The 25583-nt window shown below is 61.6% G+C and carries 22 protein-coding genes and 1 pseudogene; 7 read left to right on the plus strand and 16 right to left on the minus strand.

Translation table 11 applies throughout. The features are described 5' to 3' along the window. Positions 1 to 507: 507 nt before the first annotated feature. Entirely contained in the window at positions 508 to 870 is a 363-nt protein-coding gene (locus A8O26_RS06600; RefSeq protein ID WP_064117284.1) for a DUF6124 family protein, read from the plus strand. Between the two features lie 118 nt (positions 871 to 988). On the opposite strand, the gene A8O26_RS06605 is transcribed toward A8O26_RS06600, so the two are convergent. From A8O26_RS06605 to cpaB, 8 genes are read right to left on the minus strand one after another with little or no spacing between them, the layout of a single operon-like run. Beyond that, positions 989 to 1261: a DUF3613 domain-containing protein gene (locus A8O26_RS06605; RefSeq protein ID WP_064117285.1), complete on the minus strand. Its 273-nt coding sequence runs from the start codon at positions 1259 to 1261 to the stop codon at positions 989 to 991. 10 nt (positions 1262 to 1271) lie between these two features. Further along, positions 1272 to 1994, minus strand: a complete 723-nt coding sequence (locus A8O26_RS06610) for a tetratricopeptide repeat protein (RefSeq protein ID WP_064117286.1) — start codon at positions 1992 to 1994, stop codon at positions 1272 to 1274. Positions 1995 to 2016: 22 nt separating this feature from the next. After that, entirely contained in the window at positions 2017 to 2901 is an 885-nt protein-coding gene (locus A8O26_RS06615; RefSeq protein WP_064117287.1) for a type II secretion system F family protein, read from the minus strand. 1 nt (position 2902) lies between these two features. Then, the gene (locus tag A8O26_RS06620; protein ID WP_064117288.1) at positions 2903 to 3787 is read right to left on the minus strand and encodes a type II secretion system F family protein; all 885 of its coding nucleotides are present in this window, start codon (positions 3785 to 3787) and stop codon (positions 2903 to 2905) included. Positions 3788 to 3805: 18 nt separating this feature from the next. Then, entirely contained in the window at positions 3806 to 5074 is a 1269-nt protein-coding gene (locus A8O26_RS06625; protein ID WP_064117289.1) for a CpaF family protein, read from the minus strand. Continuing rightward, entirely contained in the window at positions 5071 to 6261 is a 1191-nt protein-coding gene (locus A8O26_RS06630; RefSeq protein ID WP_064117290.1) for a pilus assembly protein, read from the minus strand. Before A8O26_RS06630 ends, A8O26_RS06625 begins: the two co-directional genes overlap by 4 nt. Beyond that, positions 6258 to 7475, minus strand: a complete 1218-nt coding sequence (locus A8O26_RS06635; protein WP_064117291.1) for a type II and III secretion system protein family protein — start codon at positions 7473 to 7475, stop codon at positions 6258 to 6260. Before A8O26_RS06635 ends, A8O26_RS06630 begins: the two co-directional genes overlap by 4 nt. A 20-nt stretch (positions 7476 to 7495) precedes the next feature. Continuing rightward, the gene (gene cpaB, locus A8O26_RS06640; protein WP_064117292.1) at positions 7496 to 8437 is read right to left on the minus strand and encodes a Flp pilus assembly protein CpaB; all 942 of its coding nucleotides are present in this window, start codon (positions 8435 to 8437) and stop codon (positions 7496 to 7498) included. Between the two features lie 331 nt (positions 8438 to 8768). Between cpaB and A8O26_RS06645 the strand changes: the two genes are divergently transcribed. The 3 genes from A8O26_RS06645 (at position 8769) to A8O26_RS06655 (ending at position 9696) form a co-directional block, all read left to right on the plus strand. Next, the gene (locus tag A8O26_RS06645) at positions 8769 to 8978 is read left to right on the plus strand and encodes a Flp family type IVb pilin (protein WP_437339874.1); all 210 of its coding nucleotides are present in this window, start codon (positions 8769 to 8771) and stop codon (positions 8976 to 8978) included. Positions 8979 to 8996: 18 nt separating this feature from the next. Beyond that, positions 8997 to 9212 carry a Flp family type IVb pilin gene (locus A8O26_RS06650; RefSeq protein ID WP_064117293.1) on the plus strand — a complete coding sequence of 72 codons (216 nt, stop codon included), beginning with the start codon at positions 8997 to 8999 and terminating at the stop codon, positions 9210 to 9212. Between the two features lie 73 nt (positions 9213 to 9285). Next, complete coding sequence (locus A8O26_RS06655) at positions 9286 to 9696, plus strand: response regulator (protein ID WP_064117294.1); 411 nt, start codon at positions 9286 to 9288, stop codon at positions 9694 to 9696. Between the two features lie 504 nt (positions 9697 to 10200). Here A8O26_RS06655 and A8O26_RS06660 read toward each other — a convergent pair. From A8O26_RS06660 to A8O26_RS06675, 4 genes are all read right to left on the minus strand, one after another. Further along, on the minus strand, positions 10201 to 11871 hold the full coding sequence (locus tag A8O26_RS06660; protein ID WP_064117295.1) for a ShlB/FhaC/HecB family hemolysin secretion/activation protein: 1671 nt from the start codon (positions 11869 to 11871) through the stop codon (positions 10201 to 10203). Positions 11872 to 12005: 134 nt separating this feature from the next. After that, the gene (locus A8O26_RS06665) at positions 12006 to 13616 is read right to left on the minus strand and encodes a collagen-like triple helix repeat-containing protein (RefSeq protein WP_064117296.1); all 1611 of its coding nucleotides are present in this window, start codon (positions 13614 to 13616) and stop codon (positions 12006 to 12008) included. A 299-nt stretch (positions 13617 to 13915) separates the two neighbouring features. Further along, the gene (locus A8O26_RS06670; protein ID WP_064117297.1) at positions 13916 to 14770 is read right to left on the minus strand and encodes a MaoC family dehydratase; all 855 of its coding nucleotides are present in this window, start codon (positions 14768 to 14770) and stop codon (positions 13916 to 13918) included. 3 nt (positions 14771 to 14773) lie between these two features. Beyond that, positions 14774 to 16126, minus strand: coding sequence for a 3-oxoacyl-ACP reductase (locus A8O26_RS06675; RefSeq protein ID WP_064117298.1), 1353 nt, complete (start codon positions 16124 to 16126; stop codon positions 14774 to 14776). A gap of 256 nt (positions 16127 to 16382) precedes the next feature. On the opposite strand from A8O26_RS06675, the gene A8O26_RS06680 reads away from it, so the two are divergent. Next, on the plus strand, positions 16383 to 17660 hold the full coding sequence (locus tag A8O26_RS06680; RefSeq protein ID WP_064117299.1) for an acetyl-CoA C-acetyltransferase: 1278 nt from the start codon (positions 16383 to 16385) through the stop codon (positions 17658 to 17660). Between the two features lie 247 nt (positions 17661 to 17907). Here the strand turns inward: A8O26_RS06680 and A8O26_RS30575 are convergent, their stop codons facing one another. Then, complete coding sequence (locus A8O26_RS30575; protein WP_416221716.1) at positions 17908 to 18675, minus strand: methyl-accepting chemotaxis protein; 768 nt, start codon at positions 18673 to 18675, stop codon at positions 17908 to 17910. 90 nt (positions 18676 to 18765) lie between these two features. Beyond that, a pseudogene (locus A8O26_RS30580) lies at positions 18766 to 19854 on the minus strand (cache domain-containing protein); the annotation flags it as partial. 447 nt (positions 19855 to 20301) lie between these two features. On the opposite strand from A8O26_RS30580, the gene A8O26_RS06690 reads away from it, so the two are divergent. Continuing rightward, complete coding sequence (locus tag A8O26_RS06690; protein WP_064117301.1) at positions 20302 to 21198, plus strand: PA4780 family RIO1-like protein kinase; 897 nt, start codon at positions 20302 to 20304, stop codon at positions 21196 to 21198. 311 nt (positions 21199 to 21509) lie between these two features. Next, positions 21510 to 22718, plus strand: coding sequence for an MFS transporter (locus tag A8O26_RS06695; RefSeq protein WP_064117302.1), 1209 nt, complete (start codon positions 21510 to 21512; stop codon positions 22716 to 22718). Here A8O26_RS06695 and cueR read toward each other — a convergent pair. Further along, complete coding sequence (cueR, locus tag A8O26_RS06700; protein ID WP_064117303.1) at positions 22672 to 23085, minus strand: Cu(I)-responsive transcriptional regulator; 414 nt, start codon at positions 23083 to 23085, stop codon at positions 22672 to 22674. The genes A8O26_RS06695 and cueR overlap by 47 nt on opposite strands. Beyond that, positions 23082 to 25475, minus strand: a complete 2394-nt coding sequence (gene cueA / locus A8O26_RS06705) for a copper resistance metal-translocating P1-type ATPase CueA (RefSeq protein WP_064117304.1) — start codon at positions 25473 to 25475, stop codon at positions 23082 to 23084. The genes cueR and cueA overlap by 4 nt, the downstream gene beginning before the upstream one ends. Between the last annotated feature and the right edge of the window lie 108 nt (positions 25476 to 25583).

The raw sequence follows: 25583 nt of genomic DNA on the forward strand, positions 1-25583 counted from the left end.
TAGCTCTCCCAGACAACGCGGTCAGTCCCCTCTCCCTCTGGGAGAGGGCTAGGGTGAGGGGCTTTTGATCTGTTTCGGAATCTGAGCTCAACTCGGTATTTCACGTCGGCGTAGCTCTCCCAGACAACTCGGTCAGTCCCCTCTCCCTCCGGGAGAGGGCTAGGGTGAGGGTTGGCTTTTGGCTGTTTAAATGTGTGCCAGACAACCAGAACCTTCCCACAAGGTTTTCAGGTTGTCCGTCGGACGTCTGCTCTCTAGTCTTGGACCGTCGCTGAACACTCAGCGATCGGGTGTGAGAACCCGGCAACTTATGGTCATCCAGCATCTGTGCACGCATAATCGCCGCCAGCTTTCCGCTGTCTGCAATGCGTCATGGCGGCTGTGTGCGGGCAGACTTCGGTCTGGCCGGGTGTCCATAACCGGTATTCTCACCCCGCATATAGCTGCCACCTTTTGCCCCGTGAGAATGGCAGCAGGTGTTGGCCGAGACTTTGGAGAGTTGTTTCAATGGACAAACTGATCCCCGACCCACCCACCGAACCCACCACCCCGCTCGACGAAGCCATCCGCGCCGACAACCTCGCCAAAAACCGCGAAGCGATCAAACGCGCTCTCGATTTCTACCTCTGCCCCGAACCTGCAAAACCCCGCCAACCGAGCACAATGTTTCTCATCCATCCGAAAATCGATACCGAAAGCCTGCTCGCCCACGCCTGCGAATCCCTGGCCTCGGCCAACACACTGGCCGGTAACTTTGCTGATCAACTCGGCCGGCCCGAGCGCAATACGGCGCTGGCGATTCAGCAGATCATCATGCTGGCTGAACTGGCGGTAAACCGGGCGTTGGATCGGGTTGATCCGCAGAGCTGACCCGGCACGAGCACCGCGTTATCGTTTATCGCCAGCAGGCTGGCTCCCACAGGTGCAATGCATTTCAAAAGGTGGGAGCGAGCCTGCTCGCGAAAGCGCTCGCCAACTCACCACCTCATTAATTCTTGGTCTCGATCTTCCCACCCGCATCCGGATCATAGAAATCCGGAATCTCATATTTGTACTTCTTCAGCCAGCGCTGCATCGCCAGATCCCGCTCGGTCGCGGTCGCCGTTTGCGGCTTGGGCGAGGCGGCTTTGTTGCGGCTTTGCAGGACCAGCCAGCCTTCGGTTTCCTGTTGTTGCGCCGAGGCGGGGCCGGCGTCGATGGCGGCGGCGCTCAGGGGCAGGCTGAGCAAGGTCAGGTAGCACAGGCCTTTGAAGGGGGTCATGGCTGTCTCCTTATTTGATCGATGACGGCAGCGGATCGGCGACGGCTGCGACTTGATTGCCGGTGGCGGGTTTGGCCTTGACCGGTGCCTTGAGTTTTTCTGCGCGTTCCTGGGCTTCGGTGAATTGTGCCGGGGTCAGTTTGGCGCGGCTGACGATTTCGGCCGCTTGTGGCCAGTCGTTCTGGTACAGCAGCAAGGTGACCATGTTCAGTGTCGCCAGTTGGTTGTTCTGCTTGAGTTCGATGGCGGTAAGGAATTCGAAGCGCGCGTCGTTCAGGCGCAGTTGGTTGAGGTAGACCACGCCGAGGTCGTTGCGGATTTTTTCGTCGGTGGGCGCCAGGCGGGCGGCGCGTTGCAGGTGGGCCTGGGCCTGGCCGTTGTCGCCGCGGGCGGCGTAGAGTTGGCCGAGGCCGTGTTCGGCTTCGGCGCTCAGGCAGCCGCCGAGCAGGCCGCGGTACAGCGGCTCGGCTTCGCTGCGGCCGAGCAGGCGATAGACCTTGGCCTTGCGCAGGCGCACTTCGCTGATGTTGTCCGGCAGGCTTTGCAGGTTGGCCAGGCTGGCGTGCAGTTTGCCGTCGTTGGCCAGGTCGTCTGCAAGGTTCAGGGCCAGTTCCTGCTCCTGGGTCATTTTGCTGCAACTGCTCGGTGCCAGCAGCGCCGTCCACGGGGCCTGGCCGTCGGTGGCGCAACCGCCGAGCATCAACAGACTTGCCATGACTATCAGTACTTTCATCAAACGCTCTCCATGAGCAAGGTCAGTTGGCGAATGCCCGGGCAATCGCGGTGAAGCCCGGGCCGGCGAGGACGATCAGCAGTGCCGGAAACAGAAACAGCATCATCACCACCGACATCTTCGCGGACATTTTCGAGATGTATTCCTGCAGTCGGGTCAGGCGGCGGTCATCCAGCAGTTGCTTGAGCGCCAACAGCGATTTCATCGCGCCGCCGCCCTGTTGAATCAGTTGCTGGAGGATCACGCAGGTGTCGCTGAATTCATCGACGGCGAGCATCACCGCGGCTTTGTTCAACTCCTGTCCGAGCTCCAGGCCGGAGTCGACGCGGCTGAGGATCAGGCGCAGTTCGCTGGTCAGTTCCGGTAGCAGTTTTTGCGCTTCGGTGCTGAGGACACGCAGCGCCTGTTCGACCGCCATGCCGGATTCGAAGAGGATGCGCAGCAGCGGAATGAACGTCGAAATTTCCACCGCGATGGTTTTCTGCCGACGTGTCGCGGCGTAGGCCAAAACGCGTTTGGGCAGCAGATAACCGGCACCGGTGGCGAGCATCGGCACCAGCCAGCGGTGGTCCGCCTGCGGGAAAAACACCTCTTGCAGAAAGATCGCCAGCCCTAGGGTTAGCAGCGGCGTACCAATCTGGCAGGCGGCAAACAGCGCGCGCTCATTGGCGCGGCGCCAGCCGATGCGGTTGAGCAGGGTCTGGGTTTCGCTGTCGATGCTGACCGAGCGCTGGCCGAACTTGCTGCTGCCCAGTGCGCGCAGCCAACTGCCGAAGCGGTTCTCGCGCACCAGATGGCCTTGCAAACGCTGATTGACCTGACGCACCCGACGCCGCTCGGTGAGCAAATGATTGACCACCAGCAGCAGGGCGCCGAGCAGCAACATCAGGGCGGCGAGATAGACCATGTCAGACGCTCCGCAACATGCGCCACAGCGCCAGGCTGCCGACCACTTGCAACACGGCGGCGCTGATCAGCATGTGCTGGCCGCTCGTGTCGTTCCACATGCCGAGCATGTAGCCGGGATTGGTCAGCATGAAGTAACTCACCAGCAACAGTGGCAGCGCGCCGAGCACCCACGCGGTCATGCGTGTTTCGCCGGTGAGGGCGCGCAGTTGCCGGGCGCCCTGATCACGTTCACGGATCAGTTTGATCAGGTTTTCCAGCAGCTCGCTGGCGTTGCCGCCGTAGCGATGGTTGACCTTCAGGCCAAGGGCGAACATGCGCAGTTCGTCCTGTTCATAGAGTTCGGCAAAGTCGCTGACGGCGTCCGGCAGATTCACCCCCAGTTGCACGTTGCGCTGGACCCGGCCCATGGCTTTTTGCAGCGGGTCTTCACTGGCTTCGATGCCGCCCATCACGGCATCGCTCAACGTGCGTCCGGACTTCAGGCTGCGTACGGTGTGATCGAGCAATTGCGGCAGTTGCTCGATCATGCGCTTGACCCGGCGCTGGTAGAGGAAGGCGATGTACAGCCGCAACACCAGCGGTGGCACGCCGATCATCAGCAGCAGGCCGATCCAGCCAGCCAACAGATAGCCGAGCCCCATCGCTACCGCCCACAGGCTCAGCCACACGCCGAAATGTTCGCTGGGACGGCCCAGCCCGGCGCGCAGAAACATCCGTTCCAGCCCCACCCATACCGGTTTTTCAACGGCCAGTTGCGGCTGGCCGGCGGCGAGGCGGTTGAGGACTTTTTCCGTCGCGGTCTTGTGCAAGCCGTGCAGGAACAGGCGGATCGACAGCCCGAGCAATATCAGGCAAATGGCGATGAGAATGACCGGTCCCAACATACTGCGTGCTCCTTGCCGTCAGCTCAGGTGGGCCTCGTGGCGCAACTTGTCGCCGGCCGGGTTGACCGCTTCGCGCAGGAAGCCGAAACCTGTGCGGCGGTCGAGGCGGAACAGGGTGTTGGTGACGTAGACGTCTTCGCGAATACCGACCACTTCCACCACCTCGCTGACGCAGCGGCGCCCGTCGGGCATACGGGTCAGCTGGATGATCACGTCGAGGGCGGCGCAGATCATCTGGCGCAGGGTGCGTTCGGCGATGGAGCGTCCGGTCAGCCCCACCAACGTCTCCAGACGCAGCAACGCATCTTGCGCATTGTTGGCGTGCACAGTGCTCATCGAACCATCGTGGCCGGTGTTCATCGCGGTGAGTACATCGACCACTTCGACGCCTCGGATTTCACCGAGGATGATGCGGTCAGGCCGCATGCGCAGGGCGTTGCGGATCAGGTCGCTGGCCTTCACTTCGCCGTGGCCCTCGGCATTCGGCGGACGGGTTTCCAGACGCACCACGTGCGGATGGCCCAGTTGCAGCTCGGCGACGTCTTCGATGGTCACCAAGCGTTCGTGCGGGTTGATCAACTGGCTGAGGATGTTCAGCAGCGTGGTTTTGCCGGTGCCGGTGCCGCCGCTGATCAAAATATTGCAGCGCTTGCCCACCGCGTCCTGGAAGAAATCGAAGATCGCCAGGTCGATGGTTTGCATGGCCATCAGGTCGCTGCTTTTAAGCATGTCCTTGCGGAATTTGCGGATCGACAGGCAGGGGCCGTCGAGGGCAATCGGCGGAATGATTGCGTTGACTCGACTGCCGTCCGGCAGGCGTGCGTCGACCATTGGCGAGGACTCGTCGAGCCGCCGCCCGAGTGGCGCGAGGATGCGTTGCATCACGCGTTCCACGTGGTGTGCGTCGATAAAACGCAGATCGCTCTGGTGCAGCACGCCGTCACGTTCGATGAACACCCGGTGCGGGCCGTTGACCAGAATCTCGGTCACCGATTGATCGCGCAGCAACACTTCCAAGGGGCCGAAACCGGTGAGTTCGTCGACGATTTCTTCGGCCAGTCGTTCCATCTCATAGCGTGAGATCGCCAGGTGCAGACGGGCGATGTATTCGGCAACTTTGTCGGTGACGAATTGCGCCAGTTGCTGGCGCGAACCTTCCAGCAGGTTTTTTCCCGACTCCTCTATCGCGTCGATGATGTAGCGGTGCAGGACCAGTTTCAGGCCTTCGTGGTCGGTGTTGCCGACGCCATTGCGTGGCGGCGCACCGAAGAGTTTTTCTGCGCTCATGAGGTGCCTCGCAAGCGATCGAACCAGGTGACTTTCGGTTTCGCCAGCCCTTCGGAGCGCTTCGCCAGCCGTTCACCGAGGGCGCGCAGGCTCTGCGTGAGTTTTTCTCGCGGGGCCAGCTCGAACAGGCTGACGCCCTGGTTTTTCGCGTTGAGGCGCACTTCCGGGGTGAGTGCCAGCGTGGCGATGACTTCGAGGTTGAAGGTCTTGCCGAGGGTTTCCGCGTTCGGAGCGACGTTGCTCAAATAGCGGTCGATCAGCAGTCGGCCGTGGTCGAGCTTCATGCCTTTTTCGCGCCACAGATTGAGCACGGCGAGGTTGCGTCGGCAGTTGAGGACGTTCTGATCGGTGTACCACAACAACTTGTCGCAATGGCTGACGAAGGTGCGCAAGGCTTCGCTGTCGGTCTGCCCGGTGAGGTTCACGACAATGTGCTGGAAATGTTGGCGCAGTGCACTGAGCAGCATGTACAACTCGGCGGCGCTGGTGCTTTCCAGCGGTTCATCGTTGCTCGCGTAGGCAAGAATCCGCAGCCCGGCTTCAGCGCTGGTGAAGGCGCTGTCGATCAGTGTCGCGTCGAGCCTTCGCAAGTGGCGCAGGGCATCGCCGAAGTGGAACGAACTCTCCAGCCCGAGCAGGGCGAGGCTGTCACCACGGGGCAGGCCGAGGTCGAGCAGCAAGGTTTGCTGACCGCTCTTTTGCACCACCATGGCCATGTGGTTGGCGAGCAAGGCGCCGTCGGAACTGCTTTGCACGCCGTACATCACCGTCAGCCCGCCCAGTTGCGTATTGGGGGCCACGGCCGGCAGCCGTTTACTCAGTCGGCGCACCAGCCCGGCGACTTCGCTGGAGCGTGAGCCATACGCGACGAAATCCCGCGCGCCGGCGCGCATTGCGTTGAGCACCAGTTGATTGTCCATGCCATCGCCGAGGGCAACGATTGCCAGCATCGGTTTGGCTTCCAGTGCGCCTTCGATCAGCGCGCTCTGCGCCACCACGTGTTCGCGGTCGAGGCCGACGAAGACCAGATTGGCGAACGTTACATCGACCAATGCCAGCAACTCGTCGAGGCTGCCTGCGCCGGCGCTGACCACTTGGCCGAGCGGCGCAAGGGCGCTTTGCAGCCACTCCAGATCGGTGCTGTTGCGGGTGATGGCGAGGAACGTCTGGCTTAGGCTCTGACTCATTGGGATAACCCGCTGCGCTTGTCGAAGTTACCGTTTTCGAGGAAAAACATGCGGTAGAAATTCGGGTCGTAGTTACGCAGTTTTTCTCCCGGCAATGACGGCAGTTGCGCGTCGGCGGCCAGTGGCTGCACCAGATGCGGGGTGACGATCATCAACAGTTCGCGTTCTTCGCGTTTGATCTGCGAGCCCTTGAAAAAGGCGCCGAGCACCGGGATGTCACCGAGGCCGGGAAACTTGTTCACTTGCGAGCTGTTGGTGGTGCTGATCAAGCCGCTGATGACGAAGCTTTCGCCATCGCCCAGCGATACGCTGGTGTCGGTGCGGCGAATGGTCAGCGCCGGCACGGTGGTGCCGGCGATCTGCACGGCGTTGCTGAAGTCCAGTTCGCTGACTTCCGGGGCGACCTTCAGGGCGATGCGATCGCGGCCGATGATGGTCGGCGTCAGGGTCAGGCGAATGCCGAATTCCTTGTATTCGATCGAGACGTTGTCGCTGCCGGAGCTGGGCACTGGAATCGGGATTTCACCGCCGGCCAGAAAGCTTGCGCTCTGGCCGTTCAGCGCCACCAGGCTCGGCCGCGCGAGGGTGTAGGCGAAGCCGCTGGTTTCCAGCGCGTTGATGATCGCCATGGTCTTGCCGCCGATCCACGAGAAGTTGAACAGCGAGTTGTCCACCGGCAGGCGTGGCTGCGGCACCCCATCAATCGGCGGCAGGGTGCCGGGCGAACCGAACAGAAAGTTGCCACGCGTGCCGATCAGCGAGGCGGTGGCTTCCTTGAGTTTGGTGCGGCTGACTTCAACGAATCGGATGTCGGTCTGTACTTGCGAGGGCAGGCCTGGATCATCCGAGGGCAGGGTGCTGTTCATCGCTGCGGTGGCCGCGCCCTGCACGAACACCATGCTCTGGCGCGGCTCGCCGGAACACGACGTCCAGACCATCAGGCTGGTGGCGCCGGGCGCGACGCCGGTGAGCAAAAAGGACGAACTGCCGTTGGCGTGCACGTCGGCGATCTTCGGATCGCCAATCGCCAGACGCGTGATCGCCACCGGCGACTGCACATCCTGTTGGAAGCCTTCGCCGATTTCGATCACCGGCGGCAAGCGCCCCAATGCCGAACAATTGCCGACCGCCGCGAATGCGGCGTCCATCGACAGGCCCATCAGCAACAGGGCGCGCAGCATCGGTTTGAATGTCGGCCTGAAACGACTCTGCATGCCCTTGGATCCTTGCGCTGTCATGGGGTTTGTTGGGTGATTTGATTGCCGCGAATGATTTCCACGGCAGGCCGTGCAGCGCCACCGGAGCCACCGCTGGAAGGCGCTTTCGGGCCGGTGCCCAGGGCCAGTTGCGTGAACTGGAAGAGTTGGTTGTTGGCGCTGTCCAGGTGCGCCGGAGCTTGTGTTTCGCCGGCCCAGTATTTGGCGAGGCGTTGTTCTTCACTGCTGCGTACGGCCAGGCGCAATGTGCCGACTTGCGTCGCCAGCATCAGTCGGCTGAGCAGTTGTTCCGGCACCGCCAGCACCACGGTGCGTGCGGCGATGCGGCGTTGATCCTGTTTGAGTTTGTCGTCGGCGCTCAGGGCCGGCGAGGCCGGTTGGCCGTCGTTGGTCAGGCCGTATTGTTCGCCGACGCCGAGCACGCGCATGGCCGGCACGACAATCTGTGCGGACTGTTGCAGGTTGCTGGCGTCCTGACGCAGGTACAGCAGCACATCGACGTAATCACCGGGGATCAGCTGCCCGGCCGCGCCGATGACTTCATCGACCGCCACGGTCAGTGCGCGCTCATCGCTGTGGATCATGCGGGCCAGTGAACCGCCGGCGCTGAAGCTTTCATCATTCAGCCAGGTGCCGGCGCTGAGGTGCCGCCAGGGTTTGCGGCCCACGGCCTGATCGACGCTGCTCAAACTGCCGGCCGGTGCGCTGCGCAGTTTTTCCACCGCCACATCGGCAGCGGTCAGCGCGGTAAACGGCGGCACATCGTGCAGCAGCACCACCACCGGTTGACGGGTCTGGTCTTCGGCAATCGCGACAGTTTTTTCAACGGTGACGGTTGGGGCAACGGGGGCTTCGACGACGGGTGCCGGTTGGCGACTGAGGACCAGGCCCCAATAACCGACAAAAATGGCTCCCAGTAAAAGTACGGCTGCAAGGCCCATGGTGACGCGACTGTTCATGACGGCTCTCCCTTTCCTGCTGCACTACCCACCGCACTTGCTTACGAGAGAAGTTCCCAATCCGGCAGCTATGAACATGCAACTATTTCGCTATTTCCACGCTAGCTGATCCGAGCCAAAACGCCATTAGTGACAGGAAAATAACCCACTAAAGTATGAGTCTTGGCCAATTAACAGCAGCAAACGGCAACTTCGCGATGTGATTAATCCTTTGTGATTAATCCGTTCTTACAGTTGTTGGCTGGGGGTTTGTTGACAATGCTCAAATGGCACGGTGGAACCTTGCCGCTGTAGTGCGACATCGGCGCCAGAGGCGCGAAGGAGTGGATGTATGTTCCAGATGATTCTTGATTACTTGATGGCCCGGGTCCGTCTGTTGTTCAGAAACGAGGAGGCAGCGTCGGCTATCGAGTACGCGATCGTGGTGGCAATGGTTGCCGTGGTGGTTGTGGCATTCGTCACGCCGCTGGGCAATCGGGTGCTGTTCTACTTCAACAACATCCTCACCGGACTGGGCGGCACTGCCGTGACCCGGCCCTGACCACCCAGGAGAACTGCGATGCTCTTTGAGTACCTGATGATTCGTGCCCGCAGTTTCCTGGCCAATGACGACGCAGCCTCCGCGATCGAGTATGCGATTGTGGTGGCGATGGTGGCGGTGGTGGTCATTGTGTTTGTGACGCCGGTGGGTGCCCGTGTGCTGGTCATGTTCAACAACTTGCTGGTGGCGTTGGGTGGGACGGCCGTGTCGAGTACGCCGGCGCCGTCTTCCTGAGTTGAAACGAAGCTCAATGCCCGGCTGATGCCGGGCTACACTTTGGCTCACTTTCAGTTTTCAGGGATTGCCCATGACTGCTTCTTCGCTGCCCCGCCAACAGTTGCTTCTGGTTGACGATGAAGAGGACGCGTTGCTGGAGTTGGCGGAGTTGCTGGAGGGTGAGGGGTTTACCTGTCATACGGCGACGTCGGTGAAGCTGGCGTTGCATCATTTGACTCGGCATCCTGATATCGCGTTGGTGATTACTGATTTGCGCATGCCGGAGGAGTCCGGCATGTCGTTGATCAAGCGCTTGCGCGAGCATACTTCGCGGCAGCATTTGCCGGTGATTGTGATGTCCGGGCATGCGGATATGGAGGATGTCAGTGACCTGTTGCGGTTGCAGGTGGTCGATCTGTTTCGCAAGCCGATTTATTACCTGAGGTTGTTGGAGACTCTGGATAATTTGTTTCCCAAGTCTTCTAGGAATGTGGCTGGGTGATGGGGGGTTGGTGAATATCCGTTGCTGCGGTAACGGCTTCTTAGGGTTTCGCCCTTACGGCGAGTCACCTTTTCCAAACGCCGAAAAGGTAACCGAAAAGGCTTGCTCCTGCGTGCGGCCCGCTCGCTGGGGCTCGGGGTTCCTTCGCTGCGGGATTGATCCGGGGGCATCGCCTCCGGTTTGCTTCGCTGCACCTCCTCTCGATGTGTTTGGCTGCGCCAAACGGTCGCTGCGCTCCCACCCCCGGATCAATCCCTCCTCTCAGCCTTCCGACGTCGCCCGTGTATCAAGATCAAGATCAAGAGCTTCACCCGAGCTTGCGCTCATCGTGTTGAGTGGTGAGAGGCGGAGGCGATGCGCTGTGTGTGCGGAGTGCGGAGTGCGCTGTTTTGCTTTGGCTTTTCTGTGGGAGCGAGCCTGCTCGCGAAGGCGGCCTGACAGCCGCCCAATTTCTTCCGGTTTTACAGGTCGCCTGAGCTGCCGAAGCTTCCTGGGTGTTTCGGCTCACAACTGGTAGCTGAAGCTGATGCTGTAACGCGGCCGTCGATTGAAGGTGTCGAGGGCTTCATCCGACATCGCCTTCGCCGCCTCCAGCGCGATGTTGTAGTACTTGGCGTCGCCAAAGCGCAGACCGATCGCCGCTGATGACAGGTTGTTGGCCTGCACCGGTAGTTCGTTGAACCAACTGCGTGAGCGATCGAGGACGAAGTACGGTTGCAGGATGCGCACCCAGTTGCCGTCGCGGTTGAAGCTGTAGTTGATTTCGTATGCCACGCCCCAGCCTTTGTCGCCAGACGCTTGATCGTCGGGGTAGCCCCGGCCGAAGTTCTGCCCGCCGAACACCGCGCGTTCGCTGTCGGGCAGGGTGTCGTCGCTCCAGTACAGCGCGGCTGACAGCACGCCTTGCCAGTTGTCGAAGAATTTGTCGCTTTGCACCCCGGACAGGCGCAGGCGGAAGAAGTCGAGGTCGATGGCGTTGTTGTTGGTTTTTGCGCCCATGCTGTCGAGGCCTTGGTACACGCCACCGCTGAGGATCCGCAATTGGCGAGCGTCGGCCTTGCGCCAGTCGCTCTCGAAGGCGAGGGCGCGGATGTCGGTGCGTTCTTCGGCGCTCAGCGGGTAGCCGATCACGTTGTAGCGGGTTTTGTCGTTGACGGCGTAAAGCCTGGATCCGGCGGTCAGCAGCTCGTTGGAGGCGGCAATCAACGGCAACGTGAAACCGATCGAGTAGCGATCATTTTCGCGATGTGGTTTGAGTTGCAGGCCATTGTCGAGCAGGACATTGGTGCCGGGGTCCGCGCGGTAGCGTGACGCCGACAGCGCCAATTGCGCGCCTTCGTCATTGAGGAACTGGTTGTAGTCGAGACGATAGTAATGTTCGTGGTCGTCACCCGGTGGAAAGAGGCCGCTGAGGGTCAGTTGTTCGCCCATCGAGGTTTGCGAATTGCTGCTGACGCCGAGCAAGGCCTGGGTGCCGTTGCGGTTGTCTTCGGTGGTGCTCAGCGTGCTGGTGAACGGTTTGCGACTGGCCTGGGCGACCAGGGTGGTAGCGCCGTCGGTGGTGCCGGGCGGTGGCACCTGGGCCTGGATCGTCACGCCGGGAATGCGCGTCATCAGCGTGGTGTAGCGTTCGAAGGTCTTGCGGGTCAGCGGCCGTTCGGCCTGGATTTTCGCCGCCAGTTTGTCGAGCAGGGCTTTGACCCGGCCGACATCGCCTTGTATTTGAACATCCCGCACGTAGCCTTCCACCAGCACCACGCGCGCCACGCCGTCATTGAAGTTTTGCTGCGGCAGGAACGCGTAGGACAACAGGTAGCCGTCCTGTTGATAACGCCGTGTAATGCTTCGCGTGGCTTCGATCAGATCGGCGAGACGGGTCTCATGACCGATCAGCGGCTTGTAGATCTCGGCGAGTTCGTTGAGGGGGTAGAGGGTGCCGCCTTCGATCTGCACGGTTTGCAGTTTGATTTTGGTCTCCATCAACAGCGGTTGCGCGGCGGCGGCACCGGCGTCTGGCACTTGCACCGGCGTGGCGCTCGGGCGATAGGCGTCGGCCGGCAGGTTCGGCACGGGCAGGTTGCGGATGGTTTCGTTGCTGTTGAGAAAACTGGGCAGGGTGTCGGCGAGGGCGGCGGAACTGAGGCTGAGGAACAGCAGGGATGCCATAACGCGCATAGGACACTCCATGGTCAGATCACAGCGCGGGGCTGTTTTTCTCCTAAGAAAAAAGCGGAAGACTCGTGGGAATCTTCCGCCCTCAACCAAGCGTAGGCGCTGTAGGTGAGGCCGTCGAATCGGCCAGGTGCAATTTAGCGTTTGTTGCCTCCAAGAGTGCCGGTCAGACCGCCGACGAAACCGCCCAGGCCGCCCACTCCACCGGTGGCGCCCCCGCTGGCACCTCCGTTGACCAGGCCGCCGACTGCTGCGACGGTACCGCCGACGTTATTGACCAGGCCACCGACCGCAGTGGTAACCGGGTTGTTGGTAGCGGCAATCGCGCCACCCAGATTGCTGACGGCACCGCCGACCTGGCCGGTGAGGCCGGCGACCGGTGAGCCGAGACCGGTCGCTGCGCCGACTTGCTGGGTCACGTTGGTGACCGCGCTGGTGACCGGATTCAGGCCATTGCCCAAGGTGGCGCCAACCGTGGCCAGAGGTGAGGTCGTTGCGGTGATCGGTGAGCCCGAGCCACCGAGTACGGTGTTGAGCGAAGCGACGGTGTTGCCCAGGCCAACTGCAGACACACCGCCGGCACTGACTACTCCGTTGGTATTGCCGGCATTCAAACCGGCGCCGACATTGACCACTGCACCGCCGACGGTTTGCAGTAGGCCAGTACCCCCGAGGCCGCCGCCCAAACCACCACCCACTCCACCAGTACCCGAGCCGGTGCCGTTGGACACCAGTCCCCCGGCCTTGCCGACCGCAGTCCCGGTATCGCTCAACGCGCCGCCGAGTGTGTTGGTCAAGGCATTGCCGTTACCCGCATCGGTGACCTTGCCGCCCAGGGTGTTTACCGCGCCGCCGACTTGCGCAACCACGCCTTTGAGTGGATCGCCGAGCCCTGTAGCCGTGCCGAGTTTGTCGGTGGTGCTTTCAACCATCGCAATCACTGGTACCAGGCTACCGCCGAGTTTGTTGGTCAGTTGGCTGGTCGGGCCGTTGGTCAGTGTGGTGTCGAGCGTATTGCCGAGCATGGTGACTTTCTCACCGACACCATCAAGCAGCGGCGCGACTTTGGTCACCACACCGCCCACCACCGGCACGCTGCCGGTTGCAGTGGCCAGCTTGGCGCTGAGGTCGGACACGCCGTTGCCAACGTCCGTGACCACACCGCCGACCGAGGCGACGGTAGTGGTCAAGCCTTTGGGATCAGTGGCCAGTTTGCCAACGCCATCGGCCACGCCGCTACCCAAGGTGCTGACGACATTGCCGGCGGTGTTGGCCGCACTTTGCACGACGCCACCGACGACAGGCACGGAACTCAGGGAGTCGCCGACCTGACCAACGCCATCGCCGACGCCAGCGACGGTATTGCCGACATCCTGAAGCAGAGTGGTGGTCACCAACGGTGTGGTGGTCGGGTTGGTCGGGTTGGTCGGATCCGTAGGATTGGTCGGGTTGGTTGGATTGGTTGGATTGGTCGGATCGGTTCCGCCTGTGCCACCCGTGCCGCCGGTCCCACCTGTCCCACCGGTTCCGCCTGTACCGGCGGTGTCACCGGTACCGCCAGTACCGCCAGTACCGCCAGTGCTTCCAGTGCTTCCAGTGCCGCCTGTGCCAGCGGTGTTGCTGTCCGGCGACGAGCTGCCGGAGCTGCTGTGATGACCGCCACCGCCGCTGCTGCAACCGGCGAGGCCGAGGGAGAGAATCAAAGCCAGAGCAATTGCCGATTTGCACCACACGTCTTGAGTTTTCATGATTGGGAATCCTTGCACCTGTCACAACGTTCGTTGTCTTCGATGGCTCGCCGATCTGTTGTCGGTGATGCCTTCGCCCGTTGTGCTCAATCTCAGTCCAGGGACAGGTTTACGACCATTCTCAAGTTGGTATTAACGCCTTTATATAGAGGGCCGGGAGCAGCGCCTTAGGACTAATACCCAGGTGATAACCGCGCAAAAAAAGGCCTTGATAATCAAGGCCATGGTTTTTTCATTGGAAGGGGAAAGGAAGGCGAAAACTTAAGTTATATACACACAATTAACGGTGTCGCGCGTGCTCAGGCAATGGGTTGCCACTGCCCGACCATGTGTTCCAGGTCTTGCGCACCGATCAGCCGCAACTCACCACTGGACCCCGCTGCACTCGCCAATAAGGTCACCTCACTGGGCAGGCGCACCGGTTTGCGAAAATGCACGGCGATCTCAAGATTGGCCTTGGGCAAGTGATCGCTCAGCGCGGCGAGTGTTCGTGCCTTGTTCCACAAACCATGGGCAATGGCCGTTGGAAAACCAAACAACTTCGCGCTGGCTGCACTCAGGTGAATCGGGTTGTAGTCGCCGGACACTTTTGCGTATTGCCGACCGATATCAGCCGGGGCTTTCCAGCGTGCCACCTCCACCAGCGATTGCGCGGGCTCCCAGGTGTGCTCGACAGGCTCACCCTCAAGCTTCACGCCGCGACAGAGCATCTGGCTTTGCGCTTCCCATAGTGGCCCGAGTTGATCGTCCAGCGTGGTCAGCAGATCGAACGTCGCACCTTTGGGGTGCGGTTGCAGATTCGTCACGCGCACGCTTACCTGCGCCCGACCGATCCCGCCCATGGGCCGCAACACGCGAATGCGGTTGCTCAGGTGAATCAGCCCCAACAGTGGAAACGGAAAGTCCCTGGCGGTCAGCAATTGCATCTGCAAGGCGAAGGCGAGGATGTGTGGATAAGTCGGCGGCAGCAGGCCGTCGTCGGCAAATCCGCAGACCTTGCGATAGGCCGCCAGGCGTTTGCCATCGACGTCGACCCAACAGCGCAAACCGCTGTCGGGTAATTGCGTGCCGGTGATTTTGCGTCGCGTCGCAGCGCGTGCGTACAGCCCGGGCAAACTCGGTTCGCGATCCAGCGTGTGCCATTCGATGCTCATGCCTTAAGCCCCCAGAACACTTTGTCCACAGACCCGCAGTGCTTGCCCGGTGAAGGCGCCGGTGCCCGGTTGCGCCAGCCACGCGACGGCTTCGGCGACGTCTTGCGGCAAGCCACCCTGGCCCAGCGAACTCATGCGCCGCCCGGCTTCGCGCAGGCCGAACGGAATGTGTGCGGTCATCTGCGTTTCGATAAACCCCGGCGCGACGGCGTTGATGCTGATGCCGCGTTCGAGCAACGTCGGTGCCCACGCCTGGGCGAGGCCGATCAGTCCGGCCTTGCTTGCGGCGTAGTTGGTTTGCCCACGATTGCCGGCGATGCCGCTGATCGACGCCAGCAGAATCACCCGCGCGTTGTCGTGCAGCGTGCCGCTGTCGAGCAGGGCCTTGGTCAGCACTTGCGGTGCGTTGAGGTTGACCGCGAGCACCGCGTCCCAGAATTCCGGGGTCATGTTGGCCAGGGTTTTGTCACGGGTGATCCCGGCGTTGTGCACCAGAATGTCGAGGCCATCGGGTAGCTGTTCGATCAGTTGTGCGCCAGCGTCTTCGGCGCAGATATCGAGGGTGATGCTGCGTCCGCCAAGACGGGCGGCGAGCGCATCCAGATCAGTCTTGGCCGGCGGCACATCGAGCAGAATCACGTCGGCGCCGTCGCGGGCCAGGGTTTCGGCGATTGACGCACCGATGCCGCGCGCCGCGCCGGTCACCAGCGCCTTGCGCCCGGCCAGCGGTCGTGTCCAGTCCGTCACCGGCGTTGCACAAGCAGTCAGGCGAATGACCTGTCCGGAGACGAACGCGCTTTTCGGCGAGAGGAAAAACCGCAGCGGACCTTCCAGTTGATCTTCGGCACCGTCGCCGACGTAGATCAGTTGCAGCGTGCCGCCGCTGCGCAGTTCCTTGGCCAGTGAGCGGGAAAATCCTTCCAGCGCTCGTTGCGCACTCGACGCAAACGGGTCACTGAGGCTTTCCGGCGCACGGCCAAGAATCACCAGATGGGCGCTGTGCTCAAGGTTCTTCATCAACGGCTGGAAGAATTCGCGCAGTTGTTTGAGCTGGTCGGTGTGCTGCAATTCACTGGCGTCGAACACCACAGCCTTGAGTTTCGGGCCGTGGCCGGGAATCCATTCGCTGGCGGCCGCGGGTTGTTCGCCGTAGCGGTAAATCCCGTCGGTCAAACGGTTGGCGAAGGCGCTGACGCGTGCGGCCAGCGGCCCGCCACCAATCAGCAGCGCACCTTCGACCGGTCGCAGGCGCCCGGCCTGCCAGCGTTCCAGTCGCACCGGCGACGGCAGACCCAGCGCCCCGACCAAACGGTGGCCGATGGACGAGTTGGCGAAGTCGATATAGCGGTCAGACATGGAACGCTCTCCAGAAGTCGGGGTTCAAAGTGTGGACTGCCGATGGCAATCAATCGTTCGATCTACGCAATAAGGCCTACGCTAGACACTGAGGTTTAGCAGGTCTTGCAGAGGAACGCGGTACTTGTGGGAGCGAGCCTGCTCGCGAAAGCGCTCAATCAGGCACTGAAGATGTTGAATGTGCCGGCCCTTTCGCGAGCAGGCTCGCTCCCACAGGGATTGCATCAAATTCGATCATTTGGAAAAGGAGTCATTCATGAGTCAGCTGCGCCGCGTCGCGATCATCGGCGGTAACCGTATACCTTTCGCCCGCTCCAATGGGCCATACGCCACCGCGAGTAATCAGGCGATGCTCACCGCCGCCCTCGAAGGCCTGATCGAACGTTACAACCTGCACGGCCAGCGCATTGGCGAAGTGGTGGCGGGCGCGGTACTGAAATTGTCACGAGATATGAACCTGACCCGCGAATGCGTGCTCGGCTCGCGCCTGTCACCGGCGACGCCCGCCTACGACATTCAGCAAGCCTGCGGCACTGGCCTGGAAGCCGCGATCCTGGTGGCGAACAAGATTGCCCTCGGCCAGATCGACTGCGGCATTGCCGGCGGCGTCGACACCACCTCGGACGCGCCGATCAGTGTCAGCGAGGGCCTGCGCAAAATTCTCCTGCAAGCCAACCGCGCCAAGACCACCGGCGACAAACTGAAAACCTTTCTGCAACTGCGGCCGCAACACCTGATCCCGGAATTTCCGCGCAACGGCGAACCGCGCACCGGCCTGTCGATGGGCCAGCACTGTGAGCTGATGGCGCAGACCTGGAACATCTCTCGCGAAGAGCAGGATCAGCTGGCCCTCGAAAGTCACCACAAACTGGCTGCGTCCTACAGCGAAGGCTGGCACAACGACTTGATGACGCCGTTCCTTGGCCTGACCCGCGACAACAACCTGCGCCCGGACCTGACCCTGGAAAAACTCGCGACATTGAAGCCGGCGTTCGAGAAAAGCGCTAAAGGCACGTTGACGGCGGGCAACTCCACGCCGCTCACCGATGGTGCGTCCGTGGTCCTGCTCGGCAGTGAAGAGTGGGCGAAGGAGCGCGGTTTGCCGATCCTCGCGTATCTGCGCGACGGCGAGGCGGCGGCGGTGGATTTCGTCAACGGTGCCGAAGGCCTGCTGATGGCGCCGGTGTATGCGGTGCCACGCTTGCTGGCGCGCAATGGGCTGACCTTGCAGGATTTTGACTATTACGAAATTCACGAGGCTTTTGCGGCGCAGGTGCTGTGCACGCTGAAGGCCTGGGAAGACCCCGAATACTGCAAAACCCGCCTGGGCCTCGACGCGCCGCTGGGCTCGATCGATCGCAGCCGACTCAATGTGAAAGGCAGCTCGCTGGCGGCCGGGCATCCGTTTGCCGCCACTGGTGGGCGCATCGTCGCGAACATGGCAAAGTTGCTGGACGCGGCGGGCAAGGGCCGGGGGCTGATCTCGATTTGTGCGGCGGGCGGGCAGGGTGTCACGGCCATTATCGAACGCTGACGCTGAAAGAGTCCCTCACCCTAACCCTCTCCCAGAGGGAGAGGGGACTGATTGGGGGATGCTTCGGAGTTACACCGACCTGATCTTGCTTTACTGAATCCATAATCGACGGTGTTTCCGTCAGACGTTTAGCCCAATCGATAATCGACGCGGTAATTCAGGTCGATGTATAACGCCAGACACCTCACCCCAGCCCTCTCCCTCCGGGAGAGGGCTGGGGTGAGGGGTTGTTGAGGTCGCAACAATCTCAGGTACGAAACCGGCGTACCAACCCATCCAGCTCATTCGACAACCCCGCCAGACTCTGCGAATCCAGACGCGCCGAGTTGGCCAGTTCAGCGACCAACTGCGCATCCCCGTGAATCTGGCTGATGTGCCGGTTGATGTCCTCCGCCACTTGGTGTTGCTCTTCGGCGGCGGTGGCGATTTGCGTGTTCATGTCGCGGATCACGTCCACCGACTCGCGGATCTGCCCGAAACTCTCGCGCGCCTCGCCGATGCGCGTCACCGACTGCTGCGACACTTGCAGGCTGGCGTGCATCTGTTGCGTGACCTGACTGGTGCGCTTGGCCAGATTGCCGAGCAGACCATCGATCTCTGCCGTCGAATCCGCCGTGCGTTTGGCCAGGGCGCGCACCTCATCGGCAACCACGGCAAAGCCGCGACCCTGTTCACCGGCACGCGCCGCTTCGATGGCGGCGTTGAGCGCCAGCAGGTTGGTCTGTTCGGCGATGGAGCGGATGGTGCCGAGGATCGACTGGATATCGTTGCTGTCGCGTTCCAGTTGCTGCATCGACTGCGCCGACTGCTCCAGCTCCTGACTCAGTTGATCGACGCTGTTTACCGCCGCATCGATCTGCTGCTGGCCTTGACGGGCTTGACGCTGACCGCTGTCGGCGGAGTCCGCCGCCTGACTGCACGAACGCGCGACTTCGTTGGCGGTGGCAACCATTTCATGGAACGCGGTAGAAACCATGTCGACGGCTTCACGCTGGCGCCCGGCCGCTTCGGCCATGTCGCTCGACACTCGGGTCGAACTCTGCGAGGTCGCGAGGATTTTCCCGGCAGCGCCGCCGATGTGCTGGATCAGGCTGCGGATTGCGGTGAGGAACTGATTGAACCAGTTGGCCAATTGCGCGGTTTCGTCGTTGCCGCGGATGTCGAGGTTTTTGGTCAGATCGCCTTCGCCCTGCGCGATGCCCTCAAGACCACTGGCGACGCTGCGGATCGGGCGCACGATCAGGCTGGCGAAACTGGCGCCGACCACGGCAAACAGCACGGCCAACACGGCGGCAATGACCGCGATCAACCAGGTCAGCTGCGTCGCGGCGCTCATCACATCGCTCTGCTTGATCAGGCCGACGAAGGTCCAGCCCAACTGTTCCGACGGCCAGACGTTGGCCATGTAGCGCTCGCCGTTAAGCTCGACCTCCACCAGACCTTTGCCGGCCTTGGCCAGTTGCGCATAGCCTTCGCCGAGACTGTCCAGTGGCTTGAAGTTGTGTTCCGGCTGTTTCGGATCGACCAGCACCGTGCCGCTGTTTTCCAGCAGCATCAGGTAACCGGTTTCACCCAGTTTGATCTGTTTGACGATCTCGGTGAGTTGCTTGAGCGTCACGTCGATGCTGACCACGCCGCCATTGCTGCCGAGTTTGTTGTCGATGGTGCGCACGGTGCTGACGTAGGTCGCATCGTCCTGCGCCCAGTAATAAGCGGCGGTGCGCAACGGCTTGCCCGGTTTGGCCTGGGCGGCCTTGTACCAGGGGCGCTGGCGCGGGTCGTAGTTGTTCAGTTTGGGATCGTCCGGCCACGACACATAACCGCCGGCGGCCGTGCCGACGATGGCATAGGCGTAAGCCGGGTGGGCGTTGCCCAGATCCTGGAGGAACGCGAAGACCTTTTTGTCCATCTCGCCCTGCGGCACGGATTCGGCGTTGGCACTCATGTAGGTCTTGAGGCTGTCGTCGGTGTTTTTGATCAGCGGTTGCGACGCCAGATAATCGACGTTCTGGCTGATGCCGTCGAAAAACAGCTGCATGGCATTGCTGACCTGACGGATCTCGCGACCGCTGCTGTCGACAAAGCTGTCCCGGGCATCGCTGCGCAGGTTCATCACCACCAGGGTCGCGACCAGCACCACCGGCAAGCAGGCGATGATTGCAAACGCCCACGTCAATTTCTGTTTGATGTTCATCCGCGCTCCAGATTTTCTTGTAGGCCCACGCAGTGCAGATGACTTGTGGTTTATTGGCAGCCGAAAACGTTGTCGATCACCCGTTTCCCTGAGTGCGGCACCGCTGATTTTTTTGGAACGATTGTCGGACAAATCCCTCTGTCATTGAGGGCTTCGGCTGCAAAACAGGGAAATTGAGGCGACTTCGGAAAAATCTTCCGAAGGGTATGAACCCTTGTGTCAGATTCTGTCGCAAATGCCCTTGAAGACTTGTACCAACAAGTACAACAGGCTCGGCTATGATTCCCGACGGTCGATGCGCGAACGCAGAGTTGGCCCTGTCTAATCCGGCACAGTGTGTGCATTCTCAACGTTCACAGGTCGGCAACCCCTCCCCGTGATGCGAGGATTGCCGTATAACGAGTGACATTCGCGTGTTTGGTAATAAAGGACCCACAATAAAAGCTGATGAAGACTCCAAAACGCATTGAACCCCTGATCGAGGACGGTCTGGTCGACGAAGTGCTGCGCCCACTGATGAGTGGTAAAGAAGCAGCTGTTTATGTGGTGCGCTGCGGCAATCAGTTACGTTGCGCAAAGGTCTACAAGGAGGCGAACAAACGCAGTTTCCGCCAGGCGGCCGAGTATCAGGAAGGCCGCAAGGTTCGTAATAGCCGACAGGCGCGGGCGATGGCCAAGGGCTCCAAGTTCGGTCGCAAAGAGACCGAGGACGCTTGGCAGAACGCCGAAGTGGCGGCGCTGTTTCGCCTGGCCGGCGCCGGTGTGCGTGTTCCCAAGCCGTACGACTTCCTTGATGGCGTGCTGCTGATGGAACTGGTCGCCGACGAATTCGGCGACGCGGCGCCGCGTCTGAACGACGTGGTGCTGGAGCCGGATCAGGCGCGCGAGTATCACGCGTTCCTGATTTCGCAGATCGTGCTGATGTTGTGTACCGGTCTGGTGCACGGTGACCTTTCGGAGTTCAACGTGCTGTTGACGCCGACCGGTCCGGTCATCATCGACCTGCCGCAAGCGGTCGACGCGGCTGGCAACAACCACGCGTTCAGCATGCTCGAGCGCGATGTCGGCAACATGGCTTCGTACTTCGGGCGCTTTGCCCCGGAATTGAAGCAGACCAAGTACGCCAAGGAAATGTGGGCGTTGTACGAAGCCGGCACCTTGCACCCGAACAGTGTGCTGACCGGTGAGTTCGATGATCCGGAAGATCTGGCCGATGTGGGCGGGGTGTTGCGCGAGATCGAAGCGGCGCGCCTCGACGAGGAACGCAAGCAGGCCATCCGCGCGGCGGACGACGAGCCGAAAGGCAAGTCTGACGAGCCACCGCCACCGCCGTGGATGCAGTGATCGCTTGACCAGAAACCCGGCTTCGGCCGGGTTTTTTGTTGGAATCATAAGCCTTACAAGCCTAGAAGCCCCTCACCCCAGCCCTCTCCCAGAGGGAGAGGGAGCCGACCGAGGTGTGTTGAGTCATACATCGACCTGAAAAAACGAGTCGATTATGGATTCAACGAAAAATGTTCAGGTCGGTGTACCTCCCAAATATCCCCCAATCAGTCCCCTCTCCCCCTGGGAGAGGGTTAGGGTGAGGGCCCCTTTCGGATCAACGCAAATTCGCGTCTACTGTCCACCGCTCCAACCACACTCAAGGACTGAATGTGACCACCCCGCGCAACACCCACCTGATCGTCACCGCACGCCTGATCTCTGACTTCGGCGCCTTCCTCAACATGGTCGCGCTGGCCACCTACGTCTACTTGCTCAGCAACAGCGCCATGAGCGTCGGGATCTTTCTCGCCAGTCGCGTCGGCGGGGGGATTTTTGCCAGTCTGATCGGCACGCGGTTTTATCGCCGCTGGAATGGCCGCTTGCCGCTGATTGCCTTCGATCTGTTGCGCGCTGCGTTGCTGGGCTTGTTGCTGATCACCCCGCTCAGTCAGCAGGCGTTGCTGTTGCCGGTGATCGCCTTCGGTCTGGGCCTGGGCAATTCGATGTTTGCCATCGGTCTCAACAGTCAGTTGCCGCGTTTGATCGCCGCCGAGCAATTGCTCAAGGCCAATGCCTGGATCACCTCGGCGTCATCCGCCGCGATGGTCGGTGGCAGTCTGGTTTCAGGTTTGCTGGTGGCAGGGTTCGGTTTTGAAACAGTGTTCGCTCTGAATGCATTGACCTACTTGCTCGCGGCGTTATTGATTGTGCCGCTACGGTTCGAACCGGCGAGCCTCAACGACGCACCCGAACGCGGTGAATGGTCGGCGCTCAAGCAGGGCTTGCGTGCGACACCGGTGATTGCCGCGATGCTCGCGGTGACCATGGCCGACACCTTGGGCAGCGCCGCGCATAACGTTGGCTTTCCGATCGTCTCCAAACTGCTCACGCCGGAGTCGGCGAGCACCACGCTGGGGCTGATGCTGGCGGTGTGGGCCAGCGGCAAACTGCTGGGGGCGCGAATCGCCAGCCGTCTCAAGGGTTCGGACAACATTCATCTGGAGCGACGGTTTTTCTTTGGCGTGGCGCTGATGTCCTGCGGCTTTATCCTGATGTTCCAGCAACACAGCCTCTACGGCCTGCTGCTGTTTTCCTTGCCGGCAGGGTTGGGCGATGGCTTTTCCGAAGTCGGGCTGATGTCGCGTCTGCAACGTGAGCCCGAGCATTTGCGCCTGCCGGTGTTCAGCTTCCTGACCTTGCTGCAAATGACCGGTTTCGGCGTCGGCATGCTCATCGCCGCGCCGTTTTATGCGTGGTGGACGCCGGGTGCCGTGGTTATGCTGTTCCACGGCATCCCGCTCACTACCTTGTTGCTGGTGCAAGGCCTGGCGATCAAGCGCGGGCGGGTTGCGCGCAGCAGCCCGAGGCCAGTTCCTTGAGGATCGGGCAGTCGGGGCGATGGTCGCCATTGCAGTGCTCGACCAGGTCTTGCAGGGTGTCGCGCAACTCGCCGAGTTCGCGGATCTTCTGATTCAACTCGTCGATGTGCTGACGCGCCAATGCCTTCACATCGGCGCTGGCGCGTTGGCGATCCTGCCAGAGGGTCAGCAATTTGCCGACCTCTTCCAGGGAGAAGCCCAGATCCCGCGAGCGTTTGATGAACGCCAAGGTGTGCAGGTCGTCAGCGCCGTAGACCCGGTAACCGCTGTCGGTGCGATGGGCCGCTTTGAGCAGGCCGATCGATTCGTAGTAGCGGATCATTTTCGCACTCAGGCCACTGTGTCTGGCCGCTTGGCCGATGTTCATCGGTGTTCCTCCAGGTCCTTGGGTTTCCAGGTTTTCAACAGTAGCGCATTGCTCACTACGCTGACGCTCGACAACGCCATGGCCGCACCGGCCAGCACCGGGTTGAGGAAGCCGAACGCTGCCAGCGGAATGCCGATCAGGTTATAGACGAAGGCCCAGAACAGGTTCTGGCGGATCTTCGCGTAGGTCTTGCGGCTGATCTCCAGCGCTGCCGGCACCAACCGTGGATCGCCGCGCATCAGGGTGATGCCCGCTGCGTGCATGGCGACGTCGGTGCCGCCGCCCATGGCGATGCCGATGTCGGCAGCGGCGAGGGCCGGGGCATCGTTGATGCCGTCACCGACCATGGCGACCACACCGGTTTTTTTCAGCTCGGCGACGGTGGCGGCTTTGTCCGCCGGCAGCACTTCGGCGTGGACATTGCTGATGCCCAAAGCCTCGGCGACCACACGCGCGCTGCCACGGTTGTCGCCGGTCAGCAGATGGCTGTGAATATCGCGCGCCGCGAGTTGTTGCACGGCTTCCAGTGCACCGGGTTTCAAAGTGTCACCGAACGCGAACAAGCCGAGTACTTTCGGTTCCGGACTTTGTTCGATTAACCACGACAGGGTGCGGCCCTCGGCCTCCCAGGCTTGGGCGGATTCGCTCAGGTTGCCGGCGCTCAAAGCACTTTCTTCGAGCATCCGCCGATTGCCCAGCGCCAGACGCCGGCCGTCGAGATTACCGGCGATGCCGCGACCGGTGAGTGACTGGCTGTCGCTGACATCGGGCACCGTCAGGCCGCGCTCGGCGGCTGCATCGAGCACGGCTTTGGCCAGCGGGTGTTCACTGCCGCGTTGCAGCGCGCCGGCCAGTGTCAGCAGGTTGTTTTCATCACCGTCGACGGCGCTGAAATGAGCAATGCGCGGCGTGCCGGAGGTCAGCGTGCCAGTCTTGTCGAACACCACGCTGCTGACTTCATGGGCGCGTTCCAGCGCTTCGGCATCCTTGATCAGAATGCCGTGGCGCGCCGCCACGCCGGTGCCGGCCATGATCGCGGTCGGCGTGGCAAGGCCCAGTGCACACGGGCAGGCGATGACCAGCACCGCGACGGCATTGATCAGCGCGGTTTCCATGGGCGCGCCGTGGAGCCACCAGCCGATCAGCGTGGCCAAGGCAATCAGCAACACCGTCGGCACGAAGATCTGGCTGACTTTATCCACCAGTTTCTGGATCGGCGCCTTGGCGGCCTGAGCGTCCTCGACAAGACGAATGATCCGCGCCAGTACGGTTTCCGCACCGAGCGCCTGGGTGCGCACCAGCAAGCGGCCTTCGCCATTGATCGCGCCGCCGGTGACTTTATCGCCCGGTTGTTTCGGCACCGGCAGGCTTTCGCCGCTGATCAGGGCTTCATCGGCGTGGCTCTGGCCTTCGAGGACTTCGCCGTCGACCGGAAAACGCTCGCCGGGTTTGACCAGCACCCGATCGTTCAGGCGCAAAGCGCTGATGGCGACGTCCTGCTCGCGGCCGTCGATCACTTGAATGGCCCGCTCCGGACGCAACGCTTCAAGGGCGCGAATGGCGCTGGCGGTCTGGCGTTTGGCGCGGCTCTCCAGGTATTTGCCGAGCAGCACCAGGGCGATGACCACCGCGGAGGCTTCGAAATACAAATGCGGCATGCGCCCGGCGGCGGCGGCCCACTCGTACAGGCTCAAGCCGTAACCGGCGCTGGTGCCGAGGGCGACCAGCAAGTCCATGTTGCCGGCGCCGGCGCGTACGGCTTTCCACGCCGCAACATAGAAGCGTGCACCGAAAATGAATTGCACCGGCGTGGCCAGGGCGAATTGCGCCCAGGCCGGGAGCATCCAGTGAATGCCGAACGGTTGCAGCAACATCGGCGCCACCAGCGGCAGGGCGAGGGCGATCGCGCAGATCAGCGCCCAGCGTTCATGCTTGAGGCGCTGTTGCTGGTTATCGGTTTGCGGGTGTTCGGCGTGCCAGACGCTGGCCGAATAACCGGCCTTGGAGACGGCATCGATCAGGCTTTGTGAATCGACCTGACCAAGCAGGTCAAGGTGCGCACGCTCGTTGGCCAGGTTGACGCTGACGCTTTTCACTCCGGGGACTTTGTTCAGGGCACGCTCGACGCGACCAACGCAGGAGGCGCAGGTCATGCCTTCAATATTCAGTTCGATGGTTTGCTGCGGGATGCTGTAACCGGCGCGCTCCACCGCGTCCATCAACGCCGGCAAGCTGTCGCCGGGCGCCTGCACACGGGCCTGCTCGGTGGCGAGGTTGACGCTGACGGCACTGGCGCCGCTGACTTTACTCAAGGCCCGCTCGACACGCCCGGCGCAACTGGCGCAGGTCATGCCGGCAATCGGCAGGTCGAAAGTGATGGAATCGGACATCGGTCGTACTCCCTGTAGTAGATGCCTACAAGGATCAACCTTGCCATGCGGGCAAGGTCAAGCGCCAATATTTGACGCGCGGCAAAACCAACTAATGAAATGGTTACC

It is taken from the genome of Pseudomonas fluorescens, assembly GCF_001648775.1.
Classification (GTDB): Bacteria; Pseudomonadota; Gammaproteobacteria; order Pseudomonadales; family Pseudomonadaceae; genus Aquipseudomonas; species Aquipseudomonas fluorescens_M.